Raw genomic sequence first — 19,495 nt, 5'->3', positions numbered from 1 at the left:
GCAAACGCACAGCATTTGTTCCGAAAGGCCTTGCCATGAACGATCTCACCCAATGCGTCCTTACGCCCGCAGTACCAACGGAAGGTTTTACGCCGCTCGGTATTGGTACTCACCGCGCCTCGACGATCGTCTTCAAGGACGCCGCAGCCTATGCATCGCGCGGGGAACGCGGCCATGAGGGTTATTCCTACGGCCTTTATGGCACGCCAACCACCCGGACACTGGAAGCCAAGCTGACGAACCTTGAGGAAGGTGCCTGGACATTTCTGACACCTTCGGGCCAGGCGGCCAATGCGCTGGCAGTTCTGCCGTTTCTGGCGGCCGGTGATCACATTCTGATTGCCGATACCGCCTACCCGCCAATGCGTGATCTGGCAGAAACCGATTTGCGCCGCCTCGGTGTCGAGGTCGAATTCTTCGATCCCCGTTCGCCTGATGATGTCGCCTCCAGAATGCGGCCAACCACCAGGATTGTCTGGTGCGAAAGCCCCGGTTCAACGACGATGGAAATTCTGGACCTGCCACGCATCGCGGCCATCGCCCATGAACATGGTGCATTGGTTGGTGTCGACAACACCTGGGCGACACCGCTCAATTTCAAGCCGCTGGCGCATGGCGCCGATATCGTCACCGAGGCGCTGACCAAGTTCGTATCCGGCCATTCCGATGTGCTGATGGGCTCCATCACCGTGCGCGATGACAGCCTGATCAAACCGATCCGCTCGCTGATCGGCAGAATGGGCATCGGTGTCTCGCCTGATGATGCTTCGCTTGTGCTGCGTGGCTTTGAGACGCTTGGCGTGCGCCTGCGCCATTCAGAGCGGGTTGCGCTGGATTTTGCCCGCAGAATTGAAGGCCATCCTCTGGTGACGCAGGTTCTTCATCCTGCCTTGGAAAGCTTTCCCGATCACGCGGTGTGGAAGCGGGATTTTCTCGGCTCAAGCGGTGTTTTCAGCATCGTTTTCACGCCAGAGGCATCGGCCCATGTCGCGGCATCGCTTGACGCGTTGAAGGTGTTTGCCATTGGCGCGTCCTGGGGCGGCACCCGCAGCCTTGCCGCGCCCATGTCCATCACAGGTTTTCGCAGTGCGACCGACTGGAGCGGTCCGGACATCATATTGCGCCTCAGCATCGGCCTGGAAGATGAAGGCGAACTCTGGGAAGACGTGACCCGCCTGCTGGCTTTCCTCGACGACAAGTGCAGCGACACTGCCAGCGACACATCCCTGAAAACGGCCCGTCATGGCTGATTTCGGCCGCGATATTTCAACACTGCTGGAAGGACAAAACGTGCCAAAGACAGAAGACGTGCTGCGCGATATCGACGACAGGTTTGACATCACGCTCAGCAAATTGCTTGAACTGGTTTCGATCCCGTCGATATCGAGCGACCCTTCCGGCAAACACGGGATTGAACGGGCAGCCGAATGGCTGAAACATGAACTGTCGTCGATGGGTCTTGCGGCCGATATTATCGCCACCAAGGGGCACCCGGTGGTTCTTGCCCGCTCCTTTACGGCTTCGACTGGCACCGCCTCGACTGGCACCCTTTCAGCTGGCAAAAAACCGCGTCTGCTGTTTTACGGGCATTATGACGTTCAGCCCGTGGGCGATGAAGGCGCGTGGAAACACCCGCCCTTTGCGCCTGATATCATTGAGGAAGATGGCGTCCACAGGTTTTACGGACGCGGCACATCCGACAGCAAGAGCCAGTTGTGGACGTTCATCGAGGCGTTGCGGGCGTGGAAAAACGTGCATGGCGAACTTCCTGCAGAGATTATCGTGCTGCTGGAGGGCGAGGAAGAGTGCGGATCTGCCAGTTTGCCGGCCTTCATTCAGGCACACAGGCATGAACTGGCCTGTGATGTCGCCTTCATTTGTGATGCCGAGATGTGGACCGCCACCCAGCCGGCCATCACCACCCAGCTCAAAGGGCTGGTGCATGAACGTGTGACGATCCGTGCGCCCAATGCGGACCTGCATTCGGGACATTACGGCGCGGTGGCCGCCAACCCGATAAGGGTGCTCAGCAGCATTCTGGCAAGCCTGCATGACGACAAGGGCCGTGTCACCATCCATGGTTTTTATGATGGGGTTCACGATATTCCGGACACCATACGCCAACAATGGCAGGACCTTTCCCGGCAACCGGAACTGTTTGCCGATGTCGATCTGACCGGTGGCATTACCGAGGAAGGCTACGCGCCGATTGAAGCGATGTGGGGCCGCCCAACTGTCGATATCAACGGCATAACCGGCGGCAATCAGGGCCCGGGTGAACGGTCCGTCCTGCCGGGGTCGGCAACGGCGCGGCTGTCGTTTCGGCTGGTGGCCGGACAATCGCCAGAGGCAATCCGCCAGCAATTCCGCAGCCATGTCGAACGGTTGATACCGAGAGGTTGCCGCGTTGAGTTCGAGGGTGACGGTGGCAGTTCGGCGGTCGTGCTGTCGCAAGACAGCCCCTACCTGAAAGCGGCGGCCCGCGGCCTTGAAAAGGAATGGCAAAGCCCGGCCATTTTGCGCGGCACAGGTGGTGCCATCCCGCTGGTTGAACAACTCGGCAAGGCACTGCAGACAGAATGCGTGGTCATCGGTTTCATTTTGCCGAGCGATGCCATCCATGCCCCCGACGAACACTATGACAGCGAGCGCCTGCGCCAGGGCGCACGCAGCTGGATTCGTATTTTCGAAGAGATTGAGGCTGCGACAGATTTTCGGACTTAGGCAGCCTATGACACAGACAGAACCGCCCCGGCACAATCGACCCTCCACCCCATCATCGTGCAGCGTTACCGGCGTTTGGCGCGCGGCATGTGAGGGGGTGCGTCAAAAAGACCGCTCCTTATATCTTGCAACGAAGGCTTCGGAGGCGCATTCCGAGTGGGCGCTATCCTTGCGGATAGACAATTCCAAGCAACAGAATGGAAGTACTCGAAATGTCTGACGGTTCTTGGGTAGAATTGTTTCCTTACATCTTCTTCCCGTTCAAGATCATAGTGCTCGGCATAGGCATGTTTTATGCCATCAAGTGGCACCGCGATCAGGCTAAGAAGGATGAGGCGACCAAGGGACACTGAGCGTCAACTGGCGTCCGCTTGCTTCAAGTCCACATGAGCTTAGAAGCGATAAGGGCCCGCTCCCAGGCCGCCACGACTAAACGTTGGGGGCGACTTGCGTAGCAGAGTGTTGAGGACAACCTCGCCTCGTGCACCGGGTCCACACAATTTTGCCGAAAGCCTGTAGGCAGGAAACTCTCCCCAACTCGACACCCCACCCGCCCACGAATGATGGGCGGCGCAACCCGCATGACAAAACAAAGCCGCCTGGAGTAATCCAAGGCGGCATTGCATTGCCGTTGCTATCCCTCGCAAGCCGCCTCACGTAGGATTAGCCCCTGATTAATCGAATGGTTTATTTCTCTGTTCGCAATTCGTCTTTGGCGATTTCATGCAGGCGTTCGAATAAAGCGGTTTCGATATCAGGTTGAACGAAGAGCGCCGGATCAAGTGCGGCCGCCTCCAATGTTCGGTCGGCAATCTTTCGCTTCTTCCACCTATTTGACGTGTATAGGGATGCTCTATCGTAAAGAGCCTGTCGCACTTCAAAACGACTATCCTTGCGCGACGAAGGGTCCATGATGCTCCTCCATTATTCGCTGCTAGAGGATTATTTTAGCCATAACTAAATAGGCTGTCGACTCATAAGTCAGCGTATTGTCGTGCTTGAACGAGCCACCCCATCATCATCTGATCGCAAATAAACAAAGCCGCCTGGAGTGATCCAAGGCGGCCTTTTGTTATCGCAATCCGTTCCTCACAAATCAGCGAACAACTTGTCAGCGGTATCTTCGCCGTTGCGATAGCGCTGCAAAATCAAACTGCAATGTGGCAGCAATTCTTCCGCGTTTCGGTCGTTTTTTTCGCACCACACAAGAAAAAGGTCGATTAGCAGTTCAAGTTCACCGGCTTCCACCTGCTCGGCGTGGCGTACAGGGTTATTTTGCACTGCTACCCCTCCCGTTGCCAAAGCTGATGTCCAATTGGACCTGGCTGGAACATGCTTTTGCTTATTTTTAGCTCCACAACGGCGGTCTCGTGCAGTAACCGTGCGAGCGCTATGTCGATGGAATCATCCTGCAAGATGGAGGGATCGCTCGTCGCCTTGAAAATTGTCTTTTCAACTATGCGCTGACGCATTTCCATGGACGATGTATAGAGCGCCACCCTCTTGGTGAGGAAGGGGCGTAGGTGAAACTGGACTACTGGATTTTCAATGGAGGGGATGGTCATGTGCCTCTCTCCGGTCCGGTAGGCTAGAGCACAGATCAACCCTCAGTCGTCAGCGCCTACGTGTTCGGTTGCTGACGATGGGCGATAATACGCCCTATTCTGCGGAGAGTCTAACAACCATTGCGGCCCGGTTACGAACCGCCGCCCCATCATCAAAGGTAGAGGCAGGGCAGAACCCCTCACCTGAAAAATCTATCACTTAGCAAGCTAAGGTGATGATTTTTCTTCCTCTCCCACAGGGGTAGAGGAAAGGGCGCGAGTGGCGCGGCATCCACCCGTTACGCCGTCGTCAGTCACTCAGTGGCAAACCCAACCTCCCTCTTTCCCGCGCTTGTTGCGGGAATCCAGGCCCAGACCAAGTCTTTGGGCTGAGAAAACTCTCCCGCAGCGCCGACGCGCAGCGGCTGGATTCCTGTGATTGATCCTCGGGTCAGGCCCGAGGACTGATCATGAGGGTCGGTTCGGTTGGATGGTGGCGTCGGACCGCTGGTATCGAGTACACCATTCCCTCGACGTCATCCTCGCCCTTGTGGCGAGGATCTAACCACGCCAGCCAAATATGTTTCGTTCGATGAGATGTGATTAGATCCTAGGGATGGGCCCTAGGATGACGCCGAGCGATTGGGTCAGTGCGCGCTACAACAACACCCCTCACCTGAAAAATCTATCACTTAGCAAGCTAAGGTGATGATTTTTCTTCCTCTCCCACAAGGGTAGAGGTAAGGGCGCGAGTGGCAAAGCCGACCTCCCTCACGCCTGTACTTGTTACAGGAGTCAAGGCCAGCCCACGTCTTTGGGCTAAGAAAACTCTCCCGCAGCGCCGACGCGCGTCGCGCGCTGGATGCCTGTGACATCCCCTGTAAGCGGAACATCATCAAAGCTCCCTCAGAAGGGAACATCGGCTATGCAATAACGGCTTGGATTTTACTCTTCCTGTGTCTGGCCCAGTCGATCTTCAGGTCTTATAAGATGCAATCTCCATGTCCGGGCTGTGCTTCGCACAGACACTGCACGGATGCGGTTTATTGCAAGCCTGCGGACATATTCTCAACAATCCAAACGATATGACTGATCGCCGTTTCCAATGCTTCGCTTTACGAAATTGAAAATGGCACCGTTTTTTTTCTTGAGCAAATTTTGAAAGGTTATTTGATGAGTGTGAGTTGGACCGATGCTGCTATTCTTGGTCTGCTGCAGGGACTGACGGAATTTCTTCCGGTTTCCTCCAGTGCGCATCTCAGGATTGCCGGTGAGTTTCTGCCATCAGGGGCAGATCCCGGCGCTGCCTTTACGGCAATTACCCAGATTGGTACCGAAGCAGCAGTCATCGTGTATTTCTGGAAGGATATCATGAACATTGCGGCTGCCTGGCTTCGTCAGGTGTTTCGCATGGGCGCTTATGATGAGGACAATGCGCGGATGGGCTGGCTGGTGATTGTCGGTTCCCTGCCGATCGTCATCCTTGGTCTGCTTTTCAAGGACAACATCGAGCATGGCTTGCGCAATCTCTACATCACCGCGGCCATGCTGATCATATTCGGCATAGCCTTGGGCGTGGCAGACCGCATCGGTCGCAAAACCCGCACCCTTCGTTCGCTTGGCTGGAGAGACGGCATCATATTCGGTTTTGCGCAGGCCATGGCGCTTATTCCGGGTGTTTCGCGTTCTGGCGGCACGATTACCGCCGGTCTGCTGATGGGCTATACGCGCGAAGCTGCGGCCCGATATTCCTTCCTTCTCGCAATTCCGGCGGTGTTCGGCTCCGGTTTCTACCAGCTGTTCAAGACGATGGGAGAAGAGACACCCGTTGCAGCAGGACCAACGGCGCTTGCAACCTTGCTGGCGTTTCTGCTTGGTTATGCCGTCATCGTGGTGTTTCTGAAACTTGTGTCGACCAAGAGCTACATGCCCTTCGTCATCTACCGTATCGTGGTGGGCGCTCTCGTCATTCTGGGCCTGACAGCCGGCTGGTTGATGCCTCTGTAACGCCACACACGTCTCAGCGTTTTACGGAGTCCATCCGGGTTCCGTAAAACGTTACCGTACGTGGCGTATCACCACGTATCAAAATCGTCGAAAAACGCCTGCAGCTGGCGGTTTACTCTGGGCCAGACGGCCAGCACATAGGGCAGCACCACCACATATTGGTAGGCCAGAACCAGAAAACCGGACAGGACAAAGCCGCCAATCACCGCCAGCAGAATGCTGCTGGACACGCCATAAAGGCCAAGCGCCACCAGCGCCAGCGCAATAACATACGACTTGTTGGTCAGGAACACCTGCGGTTTGAATATGCCAAGCATGGAACACACGCGCTGCAAACCATTGCGGTCATAGGTGAAATGCTGGCTGATATTATGGTTCTGGGCGGCGACCGTATAACCATCTCCCTCCAGCCGGTAGAGGCTGATGACGCTCATCATATCATCTTCACCAACGCTGACGGCAAATGGCAGCTTGAACAGCTTTTCCTTGCCATCTTCAAAGCGCAAACGCACTTCGCTGGTTTCCCATTGTTCGCTCTGAACCGTGGAATAAACGTGGTTGTCGCCATTGGCCATGTAGTTGTTATGGTGTTTTGTATAGATCTGGCTGTGCTGCTTGACGCGGGAGCCGACAACCCGGCCGGAGATACGCTCCGCGTTAAATTCCACGCCATTGATGAAAACACGCTTTTCTTCGTCGCGTGGCATGACAATGCCATCACGATAGGTCGGCGTTGGTTGTGTAGTTTGAATTTCAGGCGCGAGAACTGCGGACATTGATTTAGCTACCCCTCTGATGTTGACAGTTTCGGATGCTCCCAAACGAAACTGTCCAGCCGAGGCCATTTACTCAGCCACAAAGGTTAGCGTTTTGAAAATCGCGCAGGGGGAAAACCCCTGTTACGGCCCTTGAATGTGCCAAACTGATTTTTAGCGTTAAAAAAAAATGGCTTTATTGCTCACAAATGAATGAGTTGTGGGGTAAGTGCGGCACCAACCAACACACGGGATCATGAACCCCTCACCTGAAAAATTGATCACCTAGCAAGCCAAGATGATGATTTTTCTTCCTCTCCCACAAGGGTAGAGGTAAAGGCGCGACGCCCTAAGCTGGACCGCAACACCCCAATGTGCTAGGTGAACGCCAGCAACAGCGTTGTTGCTCCCTCCGGGACGGCCCGGATGCGGCATTGTGTGATCGGGGACGGCCCCAAAAGAGGTCGCATGACATGCCACGTATCCCCTCCCTTTCCCGGTTCACCCTGACCAAAGGCGTTGTCCCCAAGCTGATCATTGCCTGGGCGGTTGTTGCGGCGTTTCAGCTGCAGTTCCACGCGCAGCTTGGCCCTGACATGTCCACCACGGTTGCCGTTATCAGTTTTGCCGTGCTGTTTGCCACCATTTTGATGGCGGCTTTTGGCGTGGTGCATGAGGCCGATGAACTGGTCCACCAACTGGGCGAGCCCTATGGCACGCTGATCCTGACGCTGTCGATCGTCTCCATTGAGGTGATCTTGATTGCCGCCGTGATGATGGGACCGGGTGAAAGCCCGACCATTGGCCGCGATTCCATTTTTGCCGTGATGATGATCATCATGAACCTGGTGACCGGCATCTGCCTGCTGGCAGGCGCGATGCGCTATGGCGAGCAGGAATATAATGCGCCGGGTGCGATAACCTTCATCAGCATGATCCTGGTTTTGGCCGGCATTGCGCTGCTGCTGCCCAATGTGATTGGCGCGCGTGACGGCACCTTTACCAACGCACAGGCCATCATGATAAGTCTGCTGACGGTGGCAGGTTACGGCGGTTTTCTGGCGCTGCAAATGGGCCGGTACCGCAGCGATTACATGCAGCCGGAGGCCGGGCAAATGTCCATTCTTTTGGCGCAGGCGCCACGCCGGTCAACGGGTGGTGACGACGCCAATTCCGCCGCCAGCAGCGCCAAAAACCTTGGCCATGCGGTAAAGCTGGTGGCGCTGATGTTGCCCATCGTTTTGCTGGCGCATGACCTTGCCATCATCATCGATTACGGCGTGGTGAAAGCCGGCGCGCCGGTGGCGGTTGGTGGTGTGCTGATTGCCATTATCGTATTTACGCCGGAATCGATCACCGCCGTCAAAGCGGCGCTGAACAATGAAACGCAGCGCGCCATTAACCTCTGCCTCGGTGCTTTTGTGTCCACCGTCGGGCTGACGGTGCCGGCTGTGCTGACGGTGGGTCTGTTGACTGGCAAGGTGGTCATCCTGGGCATTTCCGCGGTGGAAACCGTGCTGTTTGCGCTGACGATTGGCCTGACGGCACTGACCTATCTTGGCCACCGCACCTCTGCCACACAAGGGTTGCTGCACGTTCTGCTGTTTGCGGTGTTTGGGCTGATGTTGTTTACCGCGTAATACTATAATCGCTGCCTCACGTAAGCACATGTTACGTAAGGGCATCAGGGGCAAATGGCCGTTGCAATCTGCCCCTTCTGCGGTTAAGACACCAGCGCGCGGGACGACCCGTGCCGCTGAAACGTTCCGGGGACGGCCCCTTTTTCCAACATGGAAACAGGCCGCCCGCATGAGCATTTTCACCCCTTTTATCCAAATCATTGGTCCGCAGTGTGTGCGCGCCCGGCAGTGCTGTGGCGCTGGCGAATTGCGTGATCACGCTGCCATGGCCGCAGCACAGAGGAAGCCCCGTGGCCGGACCTGTTGAACAATTTGAAATCAAAAAAATCGTCGAAATCAGCCTTGGTGGCGTGGACATCAGCTTCACCAATGCCTCGGCCTCGATGTTTCTGACGGTTGCGTTTGCCACCGGTTTTCTGCTGCTGGCCACCGGCCGCAGGTTGCTGGTGCCCAGCCGCTGGCAATCGGGTGCGGAAATGCTGTTCGAGTTCGTGTCACGCACTTTAAAGGACAATGTTGGCAAACAGGGAATGCACTTTTTTCCCTTCGTTTTCACGCTGTTCATGTTCATTCTGACCGCCAATCTGCTCGGCATGTTTCCCTATGCCTTTACGGTGACGGCGCAGATCATCGTCACCTTTGGGCTAGCGGCCCTGGTGTTTCTGACAGTGACACTTTACGGCTTTTACAAACACGGATTTGGCTTTCTGAAACTGTTCAAGCCGGAGGGCGTGCCAGCTGTGCTGGCGCCCATCATCATTCCCATCGAGCTGATTTCTTATCTGTCGCGCCCGGTCAGCCACTCGGTGCGTCTGTTCGCTGTCATGCTGGCTGGCCACATTACGCTGAAGGTGTTTGCCGGTTTTGTGGTGTCACTGGGCAGTTTTGGGGCGCTGGGTGCAGTTGGTGCCATCATGCCGCTGATGATGACCGTGGCGATCACTGCGCTGGAGTTTTTGATGGCGGTTATTCAGGCCTATGTGTTCACCATGCTGACCTGCATGTATCTGAACGACGCGCTGCACCCCGGCCACTGAGGCGGGGTTTGCTGATGCCCGGCGCGTGGAAACGACGCCGGGTTTTCAGGCTGGCAAAAGTGGTTTGTCGAAATCGACCGATGTGTCGGTGCGACCATTGGCGGGGTAAGAAAACCGGCCAAAGTCCCTGTAATTGCAACGCTGCCAGAAGCGCAAAGTCGCGTCCGCCAGCGCATCGGCGTGCAGATAAGAGGTGCGGTAGTTCAACTGCGCGGCGCGCTGTTCCAGCAGGGCCACGATGCGGGTGCCAAGCCCCTGCCCGCGCAGTTGCGGCCGCAGATAGACCCGCACCAATTGGCAGACCTCGTCGTGGTTCTGGTAGCGCTGCCCCAACCGTTTGGCCGTGCCGGGTTTGAGTGAAAATGCGTGCAGACCACCGGTGGCAATCAGCCGGTTTTCAGCATCATACACCAGACAGAACGCGCCACGATTTGCCGCGCTGTACCAGTTTTCTTCCGCCGGTTTCGTGAGGGAATCCAGATCGGCGTGCCAGACGGGGTTATAATCAATCGCGTAGGTGTCGCGGATCATCTCAAGACAAAATTCTCGCGCCGCTTTGTAAACTGCGCGGTCTTCGCTGCCTTCAAGGGTTTTTAGTGTCAGGCGGGAAAGATCGGTTGGCATGGCAGGCTCCGGCGTTTTGCCCTGCTTTACTGCGGGTTGTGAGGTGGGGCAAGGATTTGTGGTGGGGTGGCGACCGCTGGTGGTGAAGCACATAACCCCTCACCTGAAAAATCTATCACTTAGCAAGCTAAGGTGATGATTTTTCTTCCTCTCCCACAAGGGTAGAGGTAAGGGCGCGAGTGGCGCGGCCTCGCTTCACCAGCACTGTTTGCCATATGTCTCAATGGCAGCTGACTTGCTGGAGTGGCACGGCGCCCACCCATCTCTCCCCTTGTGGGAGAGAAAGCGATTTCAACATCTTGGGGCGAACGGCCGCAAGTGTTAGAAATCGCAAGTGAGGGGTTTCTCCGCTGCTTCATCATCACCAGCCCCAACGAGAAAACAGGTTGCGCAACTCCAAAAACACAACTTATTTTTCAAACAACTCTTTAAACCACCAAACGCACCACTACCTGCAATGGTATCAGGTGTGCCGACCGCGCGCTGTCACCACAGGTTTAAGATGGACCAGAAAAAGCCCGGCCTATTCGAAGGTATTCAAACGTTTGTTTGGAAATGCTGGTGCATATTCATCCTGCCCGCCAGCCCAGCTATCGGCGCTTACATTGGCTTGCATACGCATGGCATTGGCGGCGCAATTGGTTTGGGACTCGTTGGGGTGATTGTTGGTGTCGTTCTCGCCATTGCGCCTCGCGCCACTCTCGAACTTTTAGGCTGAGAACTCACGTCATCCAGCTATTGTTAATCTCCGGAGATCGCGCATGATCAATGACCACGCCGCAAAAGTCCTCGACGCTTATCTCGATGCGGAACAACTGTCTGTTCCTCACGCGGTATTAATTGAGGGACGTTGGGGAAGCGGCAAAACTTACTTCCTGCAGAATGTATACGAACCAGCTCGCAAAGAACGGATGCGGACAGAGCGTCGACATCACACGCCATTTCTTTTTGTCAGCTTGTTTGGCGCGAACTCGGCCAGCGATGTTGAAATGCGGATATATAAGGCCGCCTGCCCAGGAGAAGCTGTCGCAGGCGCTATTGCCGGCACGATTGCTCTTGGAATTGGAGAGTTCTTCCGGGTTAAAGATGCAGCCAAAGGTACGGTTGATAAGCTAGGAAAGAAAGCGATCAGACGTCTAAGCGACTACGTCTTTGTCTTCGACGATCTTGAACGGATCGAAAAACAAGCTTTCGGTGAAGTGATGGGCCTCATCAACTCATTTATCGCAGAACATGGTCGCCGTGTGATCTTGGTGACTGATGAGAAGAAACTGTCTGCCTCTTTAGATAATGGTCTTTGGAAGGAACAAAATGAAAAGATCATTGGAAGGAGGGCTCATATTGAGGCTGACTTCGAAAGTGTCATTCAGAATGCGATAAATAATCTACCGGATGGACTTACAAAACAGCTTATGTCGAACCAGATATCCGACTTTCTTAGGGTAGCATCGGCAGCAAAAGTAGAGAACTTACGTAACCTCAGTTGGGCAATGCACAATACGATAGCATTCGTGAATTGCCTTACCACTGATCAAGACATTCCGGAGAAACATATATTATCGACTATGCTGGTTGTTCTTGCAACAACCCTTTGGATGAGGTCGGGCCTGCTTGACGCTGACGTATTAGAGAAAATTCCGGGGCTTTCTAGAACACTTGCTCTGCGTTCTTTTAAACGTAACAAAGAGGATACTCCATTGGATCCTGTATTGGAGACAGCCAAGAAGTTTTCCGATACGTTTCATTTCCTTTCAATCGATGCACCACCTGTGGACTATGGTCTAATCAATGGATTTGAAAACAGTGGTGTTCTTAATCCCGACAAAGTTAAGTCGTGGATTAAATTCGAGCTCGGAATCGGAGAGGAGCACGCTGAGCCCTCATGGCGAAAACTCTGGTACAGTTTTGAAAGGCCAATAGCAGAAACAGAGGGGGCCATCGCGACACTGCAAGCGGAACTGCACGAACGCAAATACACAGAGTATGGACCTATTCTCCATTCCGTCGGCCTAGCTATACAGCGACAAAATTTGAATGATAAGCGGCTTACAGACGGGGAAGACGTAGTATTATTTTTTAAAAAATACATAGATGACATTGCAGAGAAAGGCGTCCTAAAAAATAGAACAGGTGAATTTCTCGTATTTGTTGAAAGCCATGCGGGAATGGGTTTCACTTCAAGAGAAACACCAGAATTTGAGGAGATTTGTAAGTACTTGGATCAAAAGTCCCAAGAGCTTCAAATCCTGGAACTCAGGGATGCCGTGGATGCAATTGTGCAGGAAGCAGAGAATAATCATCCTCAAGCGTTAATGAAGTTGGTGGACACTGATAAAGTTTTTTCAGTTCAACCTTTGTTGCAAAGTATATCCTCCGATCGAATTGCCACGCTTATGGCGCAAGATGCACCAGCTCTAAATGTTGGTGCAAAAATGCTTGCCTACAGGTATCACCGTGCGCGGAATGGAGATGAACTTCTACAGGAAATTCGCTGGGCACGAGAAGTGTATGCATCTGTTATAAAGAAGCTTGAGGGCTGGGATGAACCTTACAGAACGATGGGTGTAGAGCATTTAAACGGCCTGATCAGACATTACGAACGCGGCAAACAACCTGATGACATGATTATTCCACCCGAAGCAGATTGATTGCCATACAACCATTCACACCGACAACCATCTGCCCGCTAATACTGCCGCCCAAAAGAGGCGTGCGACCCGATGGAAAATGTGACGGCTGATCAGGCCGGTTTTGCCGAACATGATGCTGATGACCGCAAGGCAACGCAGGGATCGCAACATGCCAATTATGGTGCGGACAGAAGCGGCGCTGCCGCCGCCTCCCAGCCCGCCGTTGATGCCGACTGGGTGCTGGCGCGGCTGGCCGAGCAGGCTGAGGCTGACATTGCCGACCTCTATGATGACAATGGCGATCTTTTGCCCGTCAAGGACTGGCCGGCGGTGTGGCGCACCGGGCTGGTGTCCGACGTGGAAATTACCGCGGTTTACGAGGGGCGTGGCGATGAGCGCAAGCTGGTTGGCCATGTGAAAAAACTGAAGCTGGTGGACCGCACCCGCCGCCTGGAAATGATTGGCAAACATGTGCGGGTCAATGCGTTTCAGGACGTGGTCAAACATCGTGGCCTGAAATCGCTGGCCGACCGGCTGGAGCGGGCCCGCAAGCGTGATGCCGAGGCAGACCCATGACCGGAAAAGCCGCGTGCAGCCGTCCGGACACGGCCGGTTTGTGCGCCATCACTATCCCGCTTTTTCCAAGGTAAAACCCATGCTTTTTTACCGCATATCACCGGTTGAAGATAAATTGCGTTCCTATCCAAAAACCATGTTAAAACAGTATTTTACCACCGTAAAACTTGCCGCCACCATGCGGCCATTGGCTGGCGTTTTTCGCGCATTTCCCGCCCATATCCCCAGCCGGAGACACTTATCATGACCGGTGATATGGATCAGGGCGTTGACCCCGATGATGAGATCATCACGCTGGCTGCCGCCTGCCAGTTCAACCCCAGGCGCTGGAGCCGCATGGCCTGGGACTGGGGTGTGGGTGAGTTGCAGGGTTATGACGGGCCGCGTGGCTGGCAGGACGATATTAACGAGGTTATTTCGCGGCATTTGCAGGACCCGCAAAGCCGTTATCAGCCGCTGCAGATAGCGGTGGCGTCCGGCCACGGCATAGGCAAATCTGCCGCCATGGGCATGCTTTCCAATTGGGCAATGTCCTGTTTTGAAGACTGCAAGATTGTGACGACAGCCAATACCGAGGGGCAGTTGCGCACCAAAACAGCGCCGGAAATTGGCAAGTGGTTTCGCATGTCGATTACCGCCCACTGGTTTGATGTGCAGGCCATGGCGATTAAAAGCCGCGACCCGGAGCGTGGCGAAAGCTGGCGGCAGGACTTTATTTCCTGGAGTGAAAACAACACGGAAGCCTTTGCCGGCCTGCACAACAAGGGCAAGATCATTTTGCTGCTGTTTGATGAGGCCTCAAAAATTCACGACAAGGTGTGGGAGGTGGCCGAAGGCGCGCTGACCGACGAAAACACCATCATCATCTGGGTGGTGTTTGGCAACCCGACGCGCAACAGCGGCCGGTTTCGCGAATGTTTTCGCCGGTTTCGGCATCGCTGGATTGGACGGCAGATTGACAGTCGCACGGTCCCAGGCACCAACAAGCAGTTTTTGCAGCGCATGGTCGATGACCACGGCGAAGACAGCGATTATGTGAAGGTGCGCGTGCGCGGGCAGTTTCCCTCGCAATCTGCCATGCAGTTCATTTCCGCTGATGATCTGGACCGGGCACGCGCCACGCACCTGCGGCCGGCGCAATATGCCTTTGCGCCCGTGATCATTGGCGTGGACCCCTCCTGGACGGGTGAGGACCCGACGGTCATCATGCTGCGGCAAGGGCTTTATTCCAAACGGCTGGCCACCATTCCGCGCAACGACAATGATGTGGAGGTGGCCATGCTGGTGGCACGGTTTGAGGATGAATATCAGGCCGATGCGGTGTTTGTGGATGCCGGTTATGGCACCGGCATTGTCAGCGCCGGCACCACCATGGGCCGCACATGGCAGCTGGTGTGGTTCGGGTCTACCAAGACAATCGACCCCGGATATTACAACATCCGCGCCTATATCTGGGGCCAGATGAAACGCTGGATCAAGGCTGGCGGGGCAATCGATCCGCACAATGAAACGCTTTACCAGGACCTTGTCGGACCGGAAACCGTGGCGCGCATGGATGGCAAAATCCAGCTGGAAAGCAAGCAGGACATGAAGGCGCGCGGCATTCCATCGCCCAATGAGGGCGACGCGCTGGCGCTGACCTTTACCCAGCCGGTGGCCAAGAAAACACGCAGCCCCAAACCGGTAATGCTGCCGGATGGCACTGTTGTCTATGACAAAGGCGTTGCCCGCGCGCAGATGGACTATGATCCGTTGGGTGGGTGATGTGAGTTTGAGTTGGGCTGCAGGTCTCTCGACGTCATCCTAGCCCTTGAGGCGAGGATCCAATCACGCCAGTCAAACATGTTGCGCTTGCTGAGATGTGGTTGGATCCTAGGGACAAGCCCTAGGATGACGATGGCAGTGGATATAGGCGCCGCCGCACGCGGCATTGATGCAATACTGCTATCCTGCTAAACCTTTGGTTATGACTTGTTACCCAAAACCACACAACATTCGGAAACGATACGCGGCGGGCGAACGGCACTTTTCGGATCTCGACGACGACGATGACTGCTATTACGATTTAACGGGCGCTGATCTGCGTGGCGCTGTCTTTTGTGGCAGCCGCTTTATTGCAGACTTTACAAATGCCAACCTTGAAGGTGCCGATTTTTCGGGCTGCCCAATCAAAACCAGCAATTTCACGGGTGCAAAGCTGGCCAACGCCACATTCTATCAGGCGTCGATTTGTGGCACCAATTTCCTGGGCGCAGACTTGCGCGGCGCCAACTTTCTGGAAGCTGATTATTACGGTTACAGGTTTAAAAGCGGCGATCTACCAGAACATTGAGATGGGATAAGCCACGATGGATGCCGCGACCTCCCTCTTCTCTGTGCCTGTCACAGAGATCCAGTCATCCCCAGTCTTGGGGATGGAAGAGTCTTTTCGTCACGCAGACGCGTGACGGCTGGATTCCTGTAACGAGTACAGGAATGAAGGGTGGTTGGGGTGGCCCTCAGTGGCAAACAATGAGCAGTGCGCAAAAACCCCTCACCTGAAAAATCTATGACTTGGCAAGCCAAGACCATGATTTTTCTTCCTCTCCCACAGGGGTAGAGGTATGGCGCGAGTTGCGCTGCCGTGCACCACCTCAGTCTCGAAGTTGTGTTGGCTTGCTGGCTGAGTGCCCTAACCTCCCTCTTCTCTGTACTTGTCACAGAGATCCAGTCGTCGCGCGTCCGCGCGGCGGAAAAGTCTATTCAGCCCAAGGACTTGGGCTGGCCTGGATTCCTGTGACAGGCACAGGAATGAGGAGCGTTTGGAGGTGACGTCGACGTCAAACACTGAGAGGTGTGAGCCAAACGCCCGCCCAAAAAACAACCGCTTACAGCGCAGAAACCCGATTATGGCCGGCGTGTTTGGAAAGGCAGCCCCCACCCAAACAACCGCCTACAGCGCAGACACCCGGTTTCGTCCGGCGCGTTTGGAAAGGCGGCCTCCACCCAAGCAAACCGTGCTTACAGCGCAGACACCCGGTTGCGGCCGGCGCGTTTGGAAAGATACAGCCCCTCATCCGCCCGTTTGAGGATTTCGCTGGACAGCCGGTCCGGCAGGCCGAATTCGCTGACACCGCCGCTGATGGTGGATTCGTAGCGCAGGTTCTGGCGGAAGGTAATCGGCACGTTCTTGCGCAGCTGTTCGGCAATTTCCAGTGCGTCCGGCTTGCGGGTGCCGGGCATGACGACGACGAATTCGTCGCCACCGAAACGGGCAATCATGTCGCTCTGTCGCAGGTTCTGGCGACACAGGCGGGCAATTTCCACCAACGCCGCATCCCCGGCATGGTGGCCCATTTCGTCATTGAGGCGTTTGAAATTATCAAGGTCGAACACCAGCACCGAGGTCTGGTCGCGCTCCCGCTCAAAAATCGCCAGACGGTCATCCAGCGTTTCAATGAGCTTGCGGCGGTTATAAAGGCCAGTCAGTGCATCGGTTTCGCTGAGCAGGCGCAGCTTGCACTGCACCTCGTTTTTTTCGGTAATGTTGCTGGCCACCCAGACAACGGCGTCTTCACCATCAACCGGAAAACCCAGGGCCTGAACGCGGCCTTCAAAACTGATGGCGTAATCAGGGCCATCGCCGCTGCCCTTCACGTCGCTGCCGCACAGCTGATATTCGACAATATGCAACACGCGACTGCGCAGTGCCTTTGCCACTTCGTCTGCAAACCACTGGGCCTTTTCCTGTTTCAGCACGTCAAACATGCTCATGCCGACAAGACCACTGCCATCATGGTAATGGCGAACGTCCTTGCCGCCGAACACTGCGGCGTAACGACCACTGCGCGTCAGAATAAACGCCGGGTCTGGCAATGAAGACAGGATGGAAGCCAACTGCTGCTGCGTAAACAAAGAATTTCGTTCCCAAGTTACCTGACGACACGGCCGCCACCGAAACACCCGTATGTGCTAATCTGCACACGGCGTGTATTGGACTGCGAACCAGCCTTCCGATTGATCGAAATTAACACAACACTATTTCGTTTTTCTAAATAACCGTTTACGACCCAACAAAATAACCTTGAAACAACCTGTTTTCGGGGTGCTGGCAGCCAAATATTCTCGCGCTGGTTAGGTCGACAGACGCTCGACAATCAGCCGTATATGCTGCTGATCCAACATCTTAGGGTTCATGGCGTTGTGAATGGTGATTCCTTCAATCATCGCGTCCAGCGCATTGGCCTGCTGCACGGTGAAATGCAGCTGTAGCGCCCGGCGGCTGGCGGCCATCCAGTCCAGCATGACGGTTTTCAAAAGGGGGCGGCGCGAGGCATAGGCATAAAGCTCGAAGCTGAGAATAAGGTCCATGGTGCGCACCGGCCCGTCGTCACACAGATAATCCACCAGCGAGGTCCGCGCCGCAGCCTGGTCTGGCGCAGCCACCATGATCTGCATGAGATGGTCCGACACCTGAACGGACAGCTGGCGAAACGCCGCGGCAATAATGTCGTCCAGCCCGGAGAAATAATAGGTGAGAGAACCCAGCGGCAGACCGGCCGTTTCGGCAATGCGCCGGTGGGTGGTATCGGCCACGCCAACACGGCCTATTGTTTCCAGCGCCGCTGTTATGATTTTTTCCCGCCTTTCGGGATCATTGGCAGGCCGGCGGCTTTTGGCTGGGGCTTTTTCTCGGGTCATGTCCAATCTCGAATTCTTGACTTTGTGTACGTACGTACATATACGCATGGTCTCGTTCACGGACCAAGAGCTATCATGCCATCGCTTAACCAAAGACGTTTCGCACTTTTTGTTTTTTTCTTCATCCCCGGCGTTGCCATGGCCTCGTGGGTCACGCGCACCCCTGCCATTCGCGACCGGATTGATGTTTCGATTGCCGAAATGGGTCTGGTGCTGCTTGGTCTGTCTATCGGGTCGATGAGCGGCATTTTGATGTCTGCTTTTGCCGTTGGTCGGTTTGGCACCCGCGCCGTCATGCTGGCCGGCACCTGGCTGGTGGCCAGCAGTGTGGCCTTCATGGCGCTTGGCACCATAACTGCACAGCCGATTGTCGTTTCCGTCGGGCTGGCCTGTTTCGGGCTTGGCATGGGCCTGGCCGAAATTGCCGTCAATATTGATGGCGCGATGGTGGAGCGGGAATCCGGCCGGGCGGTGATGCACACGCTGCACGGCTGTTTCAGCCTTGGCACGGTGCTGGGCGCACTGGCGGGTCTGGGTGCCAATGCGCTGGCCGTGCCTGTCGAGGTTCATCTGGCGACCATTGCCATTTTCATCGTGCCAGCCATTGTCTATTTCATTCGCCATATTCCCGCAGGCACCGCCAAGACCGACAAAAACCAGACGGTGGAAACGACAGGCGCACCGAAGGACGACTACTGGCGTGACCCGCGCCTGCTGGCCATTGCGCTGATCGTGCTGGCGGTGGCGCTGGCGGAAGGTGCGGCCAATGACTGGTTGCCAATCCTGATGGTGGATGAGCACGGTTTTTCCAAAACGGCAGGTTCCCTGGTGTTTCTGGTGTTTGCATCTGCCATGACCTTTGGCCGCTTTGCCGGCGGTTATTTTCTGCACCGGTTTGGCCGCTCTGCGGTTATCCGCACCAGTGCGGTGTTTGGTGCGCTGGGTTTGGCCTGCGTGATTTTTGCCGACCATCCGATCCTGGCCGGTGCTTCCGTGCTGCTGTGGGGCCTTGGCGCATCGCTTGGTTTTCCGGTGGCCATTTCTGCGGCCGGTGACTCCGGCGCCAATTCCGCAGAACGGGTGAAAATCGTCACCATTGGCGGTTATGTCGCATTTCTGGTTGGCCCGCCGCTGCTGGGACTGCTGGGCGAAAACTTTGGCCTGCGCAATGCCATGCTGGTGGTGCTGGCGCTGTTGCTGTGCGCCATTTTGGCGGCACCTGCGGTGCGCCCGCGCAAGCTGGCCACAACAGATGAAGCCGTGTCTCATTCTGCATAG

At 55.5% G+C, this 19,495-nt stretch carries 20 protein-coding genes; 13 read left to right on the top strand and 7 right to left on the bottom strand.

Features of this window, described 5'->3' with window-relative positions; translation table 11 throughout:
* Positions 1–35: 35 nt before the first annotated feature.
* From PYL13_RS10035 to PYL13_RS10025, 3 genes are all read left to right on the top strand, one after another.
* On the top strand, positions 36–1,250 hold the full coding sequence (locus PYL13_RS10035; protein ID WP_275641202.1) for a trans-sulfuration enzyme family protein: 1,215 nt from the start codon (positions 36–38) through the stop codon (positions 1,248–1,250).
* A complete protein-coding gene (locus PYL13_RS10030; RefSeq protein ID WP_275641201.1) occupies positions 1,243–2,724 on the top strand; it encodes a M20/M25/M40 family metallo-hydrolase in 1,482 nt (493 codons plus the stop codon). The genes PYL13_RS10035 and PYL13_RS10030 overlap by 8 nt, the downstream gene beginning before the upstream one ends.
* Positions 2,725–2,936: 212 nt before the next feature.
* Complete coding sequence (locus tag PYL13_RS10025; protein ID WP_192491646.1) at positions 2,937–3,077, top strand: hypothetical protein; 141 nt, start codon at positions 2,937–2,939, stop codon at positions 3,075–3,077.
* Between the two features lie 334 nt (positions 3,078–3,411).
* Here PYL13_RS10025 and PYL13_RS10020 read toward each other — a convergent pair whose 3' ends face one another.
* From PYL13_RS10020 to PYL13_RS10010, 3 genes are all read right to left on the bottom strand, one after another.
* Positions 3,412–3,636 carry a hypothetical protein gene (locus PYL13_RS10020; protein WP_192491647.1) on the bottom strand — a complete coding sequence of 75 codons (225 nt, stop codon included), beginning with the start codon at positions 3,634–3,636 and terminating at the stop codon, positions 3,412–3,414.
* A gap of 177 nt (positions 3,637–3,813) precedes the next feature.
* Positions 3,814–4,026, bottom strand: a complete 213-nt coding sequence (locus tag PYL13_RS10015) for a hypothetical protein (RefSeq protein ID WP_275641200.1) — start codon at positions 4,024–4,026, stop codon at positions 3,814–3,816.
* A complete protein-coding gene (locus PYL13_RS10010; protein WP_259146340.1) occupies positions 4,008–4,289 on the bottom strand; it encodes a hypothetical protein in 282 nt (93 codons plus the stop codon). Before PYL13_RS10010 ends, PYL13_RS10015 begins: the two co-directional genes overlap by 19 nt.
* Before the next feature lie 1,152 nt (positions 4,290–5,441).
* Between PYL13_RS10010 and PYL13_RS10005 the strand changes: the two genes are divergently transcribed.
* The gene (locus PYL13_RS10005) at positions 5,442–6,275 is read left to right on the top strand and encodes an undecaprenyl-diphosphate phosphatase (protein WP_275641198.1); all 834 of its coding nucleotides are present in this window, start codon (positions 5,442–5,444) and stop codon (positions 6,273–6,275) included.
* Positions 6,276–6,343: 68 nt separating this feature from the next.
* Here PYL13_RS10005 and PYL13_RS10000 read toward each other — a convergent pair whose 3' ends face one another.
* Positions 6,344–7,051: a hypothetical protein gene (locus PYL13_RS10000; RefSeq protein WP_275641197.1), complete on the bottom strand. Its 708-nt coding sequence runs from the start codon at positions 7,049–7,051 to the stop codon at positions 6,344–6,346.
* A gap of 452 nt (positions 7,052–7,503) precedes the next feature.
* Here PYL13_RS10000 and PYL13_RS09995 point away from each other — a divergent pair, with 452 nt between their 5' ends.
* Together PYL13_RS09995 and PYL13_RS09990 are read left to right on the top strand one after the other, a co-directional pair.
* A complete protein-coding gene (locus PYL13_RS09995) occupies positions 7,504–8,670 on the top strand; it encodes a calcium:proton antiporter (RefSeq protein ID WP_275641196.1) in 1,167 nt (388 codons plus the stop codon).
* Positions 8,671–8,960: 290 nt separating this feature from the next.
* Positions 8,961–9,707, top strand: coding sequence for a F0F1 ATP synthase subunit A (locus tag PYL13_RS09990; protein WP_275641195.1), 747 nt, complete (start codon positions 8,961–8,963; stop codon positions 9,705–9,707).
* Positions 9,708–9,752: 45 nt separating this feature from the next.
* On the opposite strand, the gene PYL13_RS09985 is transcribed toward PYL13_RS09990, so the two are convergent.
* Positions 9,753–10,331: a GNAT family N-acetyltransferase gene (locus tag PYL13_RS09985; protein WP_275641194.1), complete on the bottom strand. Its 579-nt coding sequence runs from the start codon at positions 10,329–10,331 to the stop codon at positions 9,753–9,755.
* A gap of 502 nt (positions 10,332–10,833) precedes the next feature.
* Here PYL13_RS09985 and PYL13_RS09980 point away from each other — a divergent pair.
* From PYL13_RS09980 to PYL13_RS09955, 6 genes are all read left to right on the top strand, one after another.
* Positions 10,834–11,049, top strand: a complete 216-nt coding sequence (locus PYL13_RS09980) for a hypothetical protein (RefSeq protein ID WP_275641193.1) — start codon at positions 10,834–10,836, stop codon at positions 11,047–11,049.
* A 43-nt stretch (positions 11,050–11,092) separates the two neighbouring features.
* Complete coding sequence (locus PYL13_RS09975; RefSeq protein ID WP_275641192.1) at positions 11,093–12,979, top strand: P-loop NTPase fold protein; 1,887 nt, start codon at positions 11,093–11,095, stop codon at positions 12,977–12,979.
* A gap of 72 nt (positions 12,980–13,051) precedes the next feature.
* Complete coding sequence (locus tag PYL13_RS09970; RefSeq protein ID WP_275641191.1) at positions 13,052–13,537, top strand: terminase small subunit; 486 nt, start codon at positions 13,052–13,054, stop codon at positions 13,535–13,537.
* Positions 13,538–13,550: 13 nt separating this feature from the next.
* Complete coding sequence (locus tag PYL13_RS09965) at positions 13,551–13,784, top strand: hypothetical protein (protein ID WP_275641190.1); 234 nt, start codon at positions 13,551–13,553, stop codon at positions 13,782–13,784.
* Positions 13,781–15,301: a terminase gene (locus PYL13_RS09960; RefSeq protein ID WP_275641189.1), complete on the top strand. Its 1,521-nt coding sequence runs from the start codon at positions 13,781–13,783 to the stop codon at positions 15,299–15,301. The genes PYL13_RS09965 and PYL13_RS09960 overlap by 4 nt, the downstream gene beginning before the upstream one ends.
* A 169-nt stretch (positions 15,302–15,470) precedes the next feature.
* Entirely contained in the window at positions 15,471–15,869 is a 399-nt protein-coding gene (locus tag PYL13_RS09955) for a pentapeptide repeat-containing protein (protein ID WP_275641188.1), read from the top strand.
* Positions 15,870–16,537: 668 nt separating this feature from the next.
* Here the strand turns inward: PYL13_RS09955 and PYL13_RS09950 are convergent.
* Positions 16,538–17,431, bottom strand: coding sequence for a GGDEF domain-containing protein (locus PYL13_RS09950; RefSeq protein WP_259146360.1), 894 nt, complete (start codon positions 17,429–17,431; stop codon positions 16,538–16,540).
* A 219-nt stretch (positions 17,432–17,650) separates the two neighbouring features.
* The gene (locus tag PYL13_RS09945; protein ID WP_275641187.1) at positions 17,651–18,217 is read right to left on the bottom strand and encodes a TetR/AcrR family transcriptional regulator; all 567 of its coding nucleotides are present in this window, start codon (positions 18,215–18,217) and stop codon (positions 17,651–17,653) included.
* Positions 18,218–18,292: 75 nt separating this feature from the next.
* Here PYL13_RS09945 and PYL13_RS09940 point away from each other — a divergent pair, with 75 nt between their 5' ends.
* The gene (locus PYL13_RS09940) at positions 18,293–19,495 is read left to right on the top strand and encodes an MFS transporter (protein ID WP_275641186.1); all 1,203 of its coding nucleotides are present in this window, start codon (positions 18,293–18,295) and stop codon (positions 19,493–19,495) included.

The sequence above is a fragment of the Agrobacterium sp. Azo12 genome, from assembly GCF_029193765.2.
Classification (GTDB): Bacteria; Pseudomonadota; Alphaproteobacteria; order Rhizobiales; family Rhizobiaceae; genus Agrobacterium.
The sequence above is the reverse complement of the archived record's forward strand: the minus strand, read 5'-3'. Positions and strand labels throughout refer to the sequence as shown.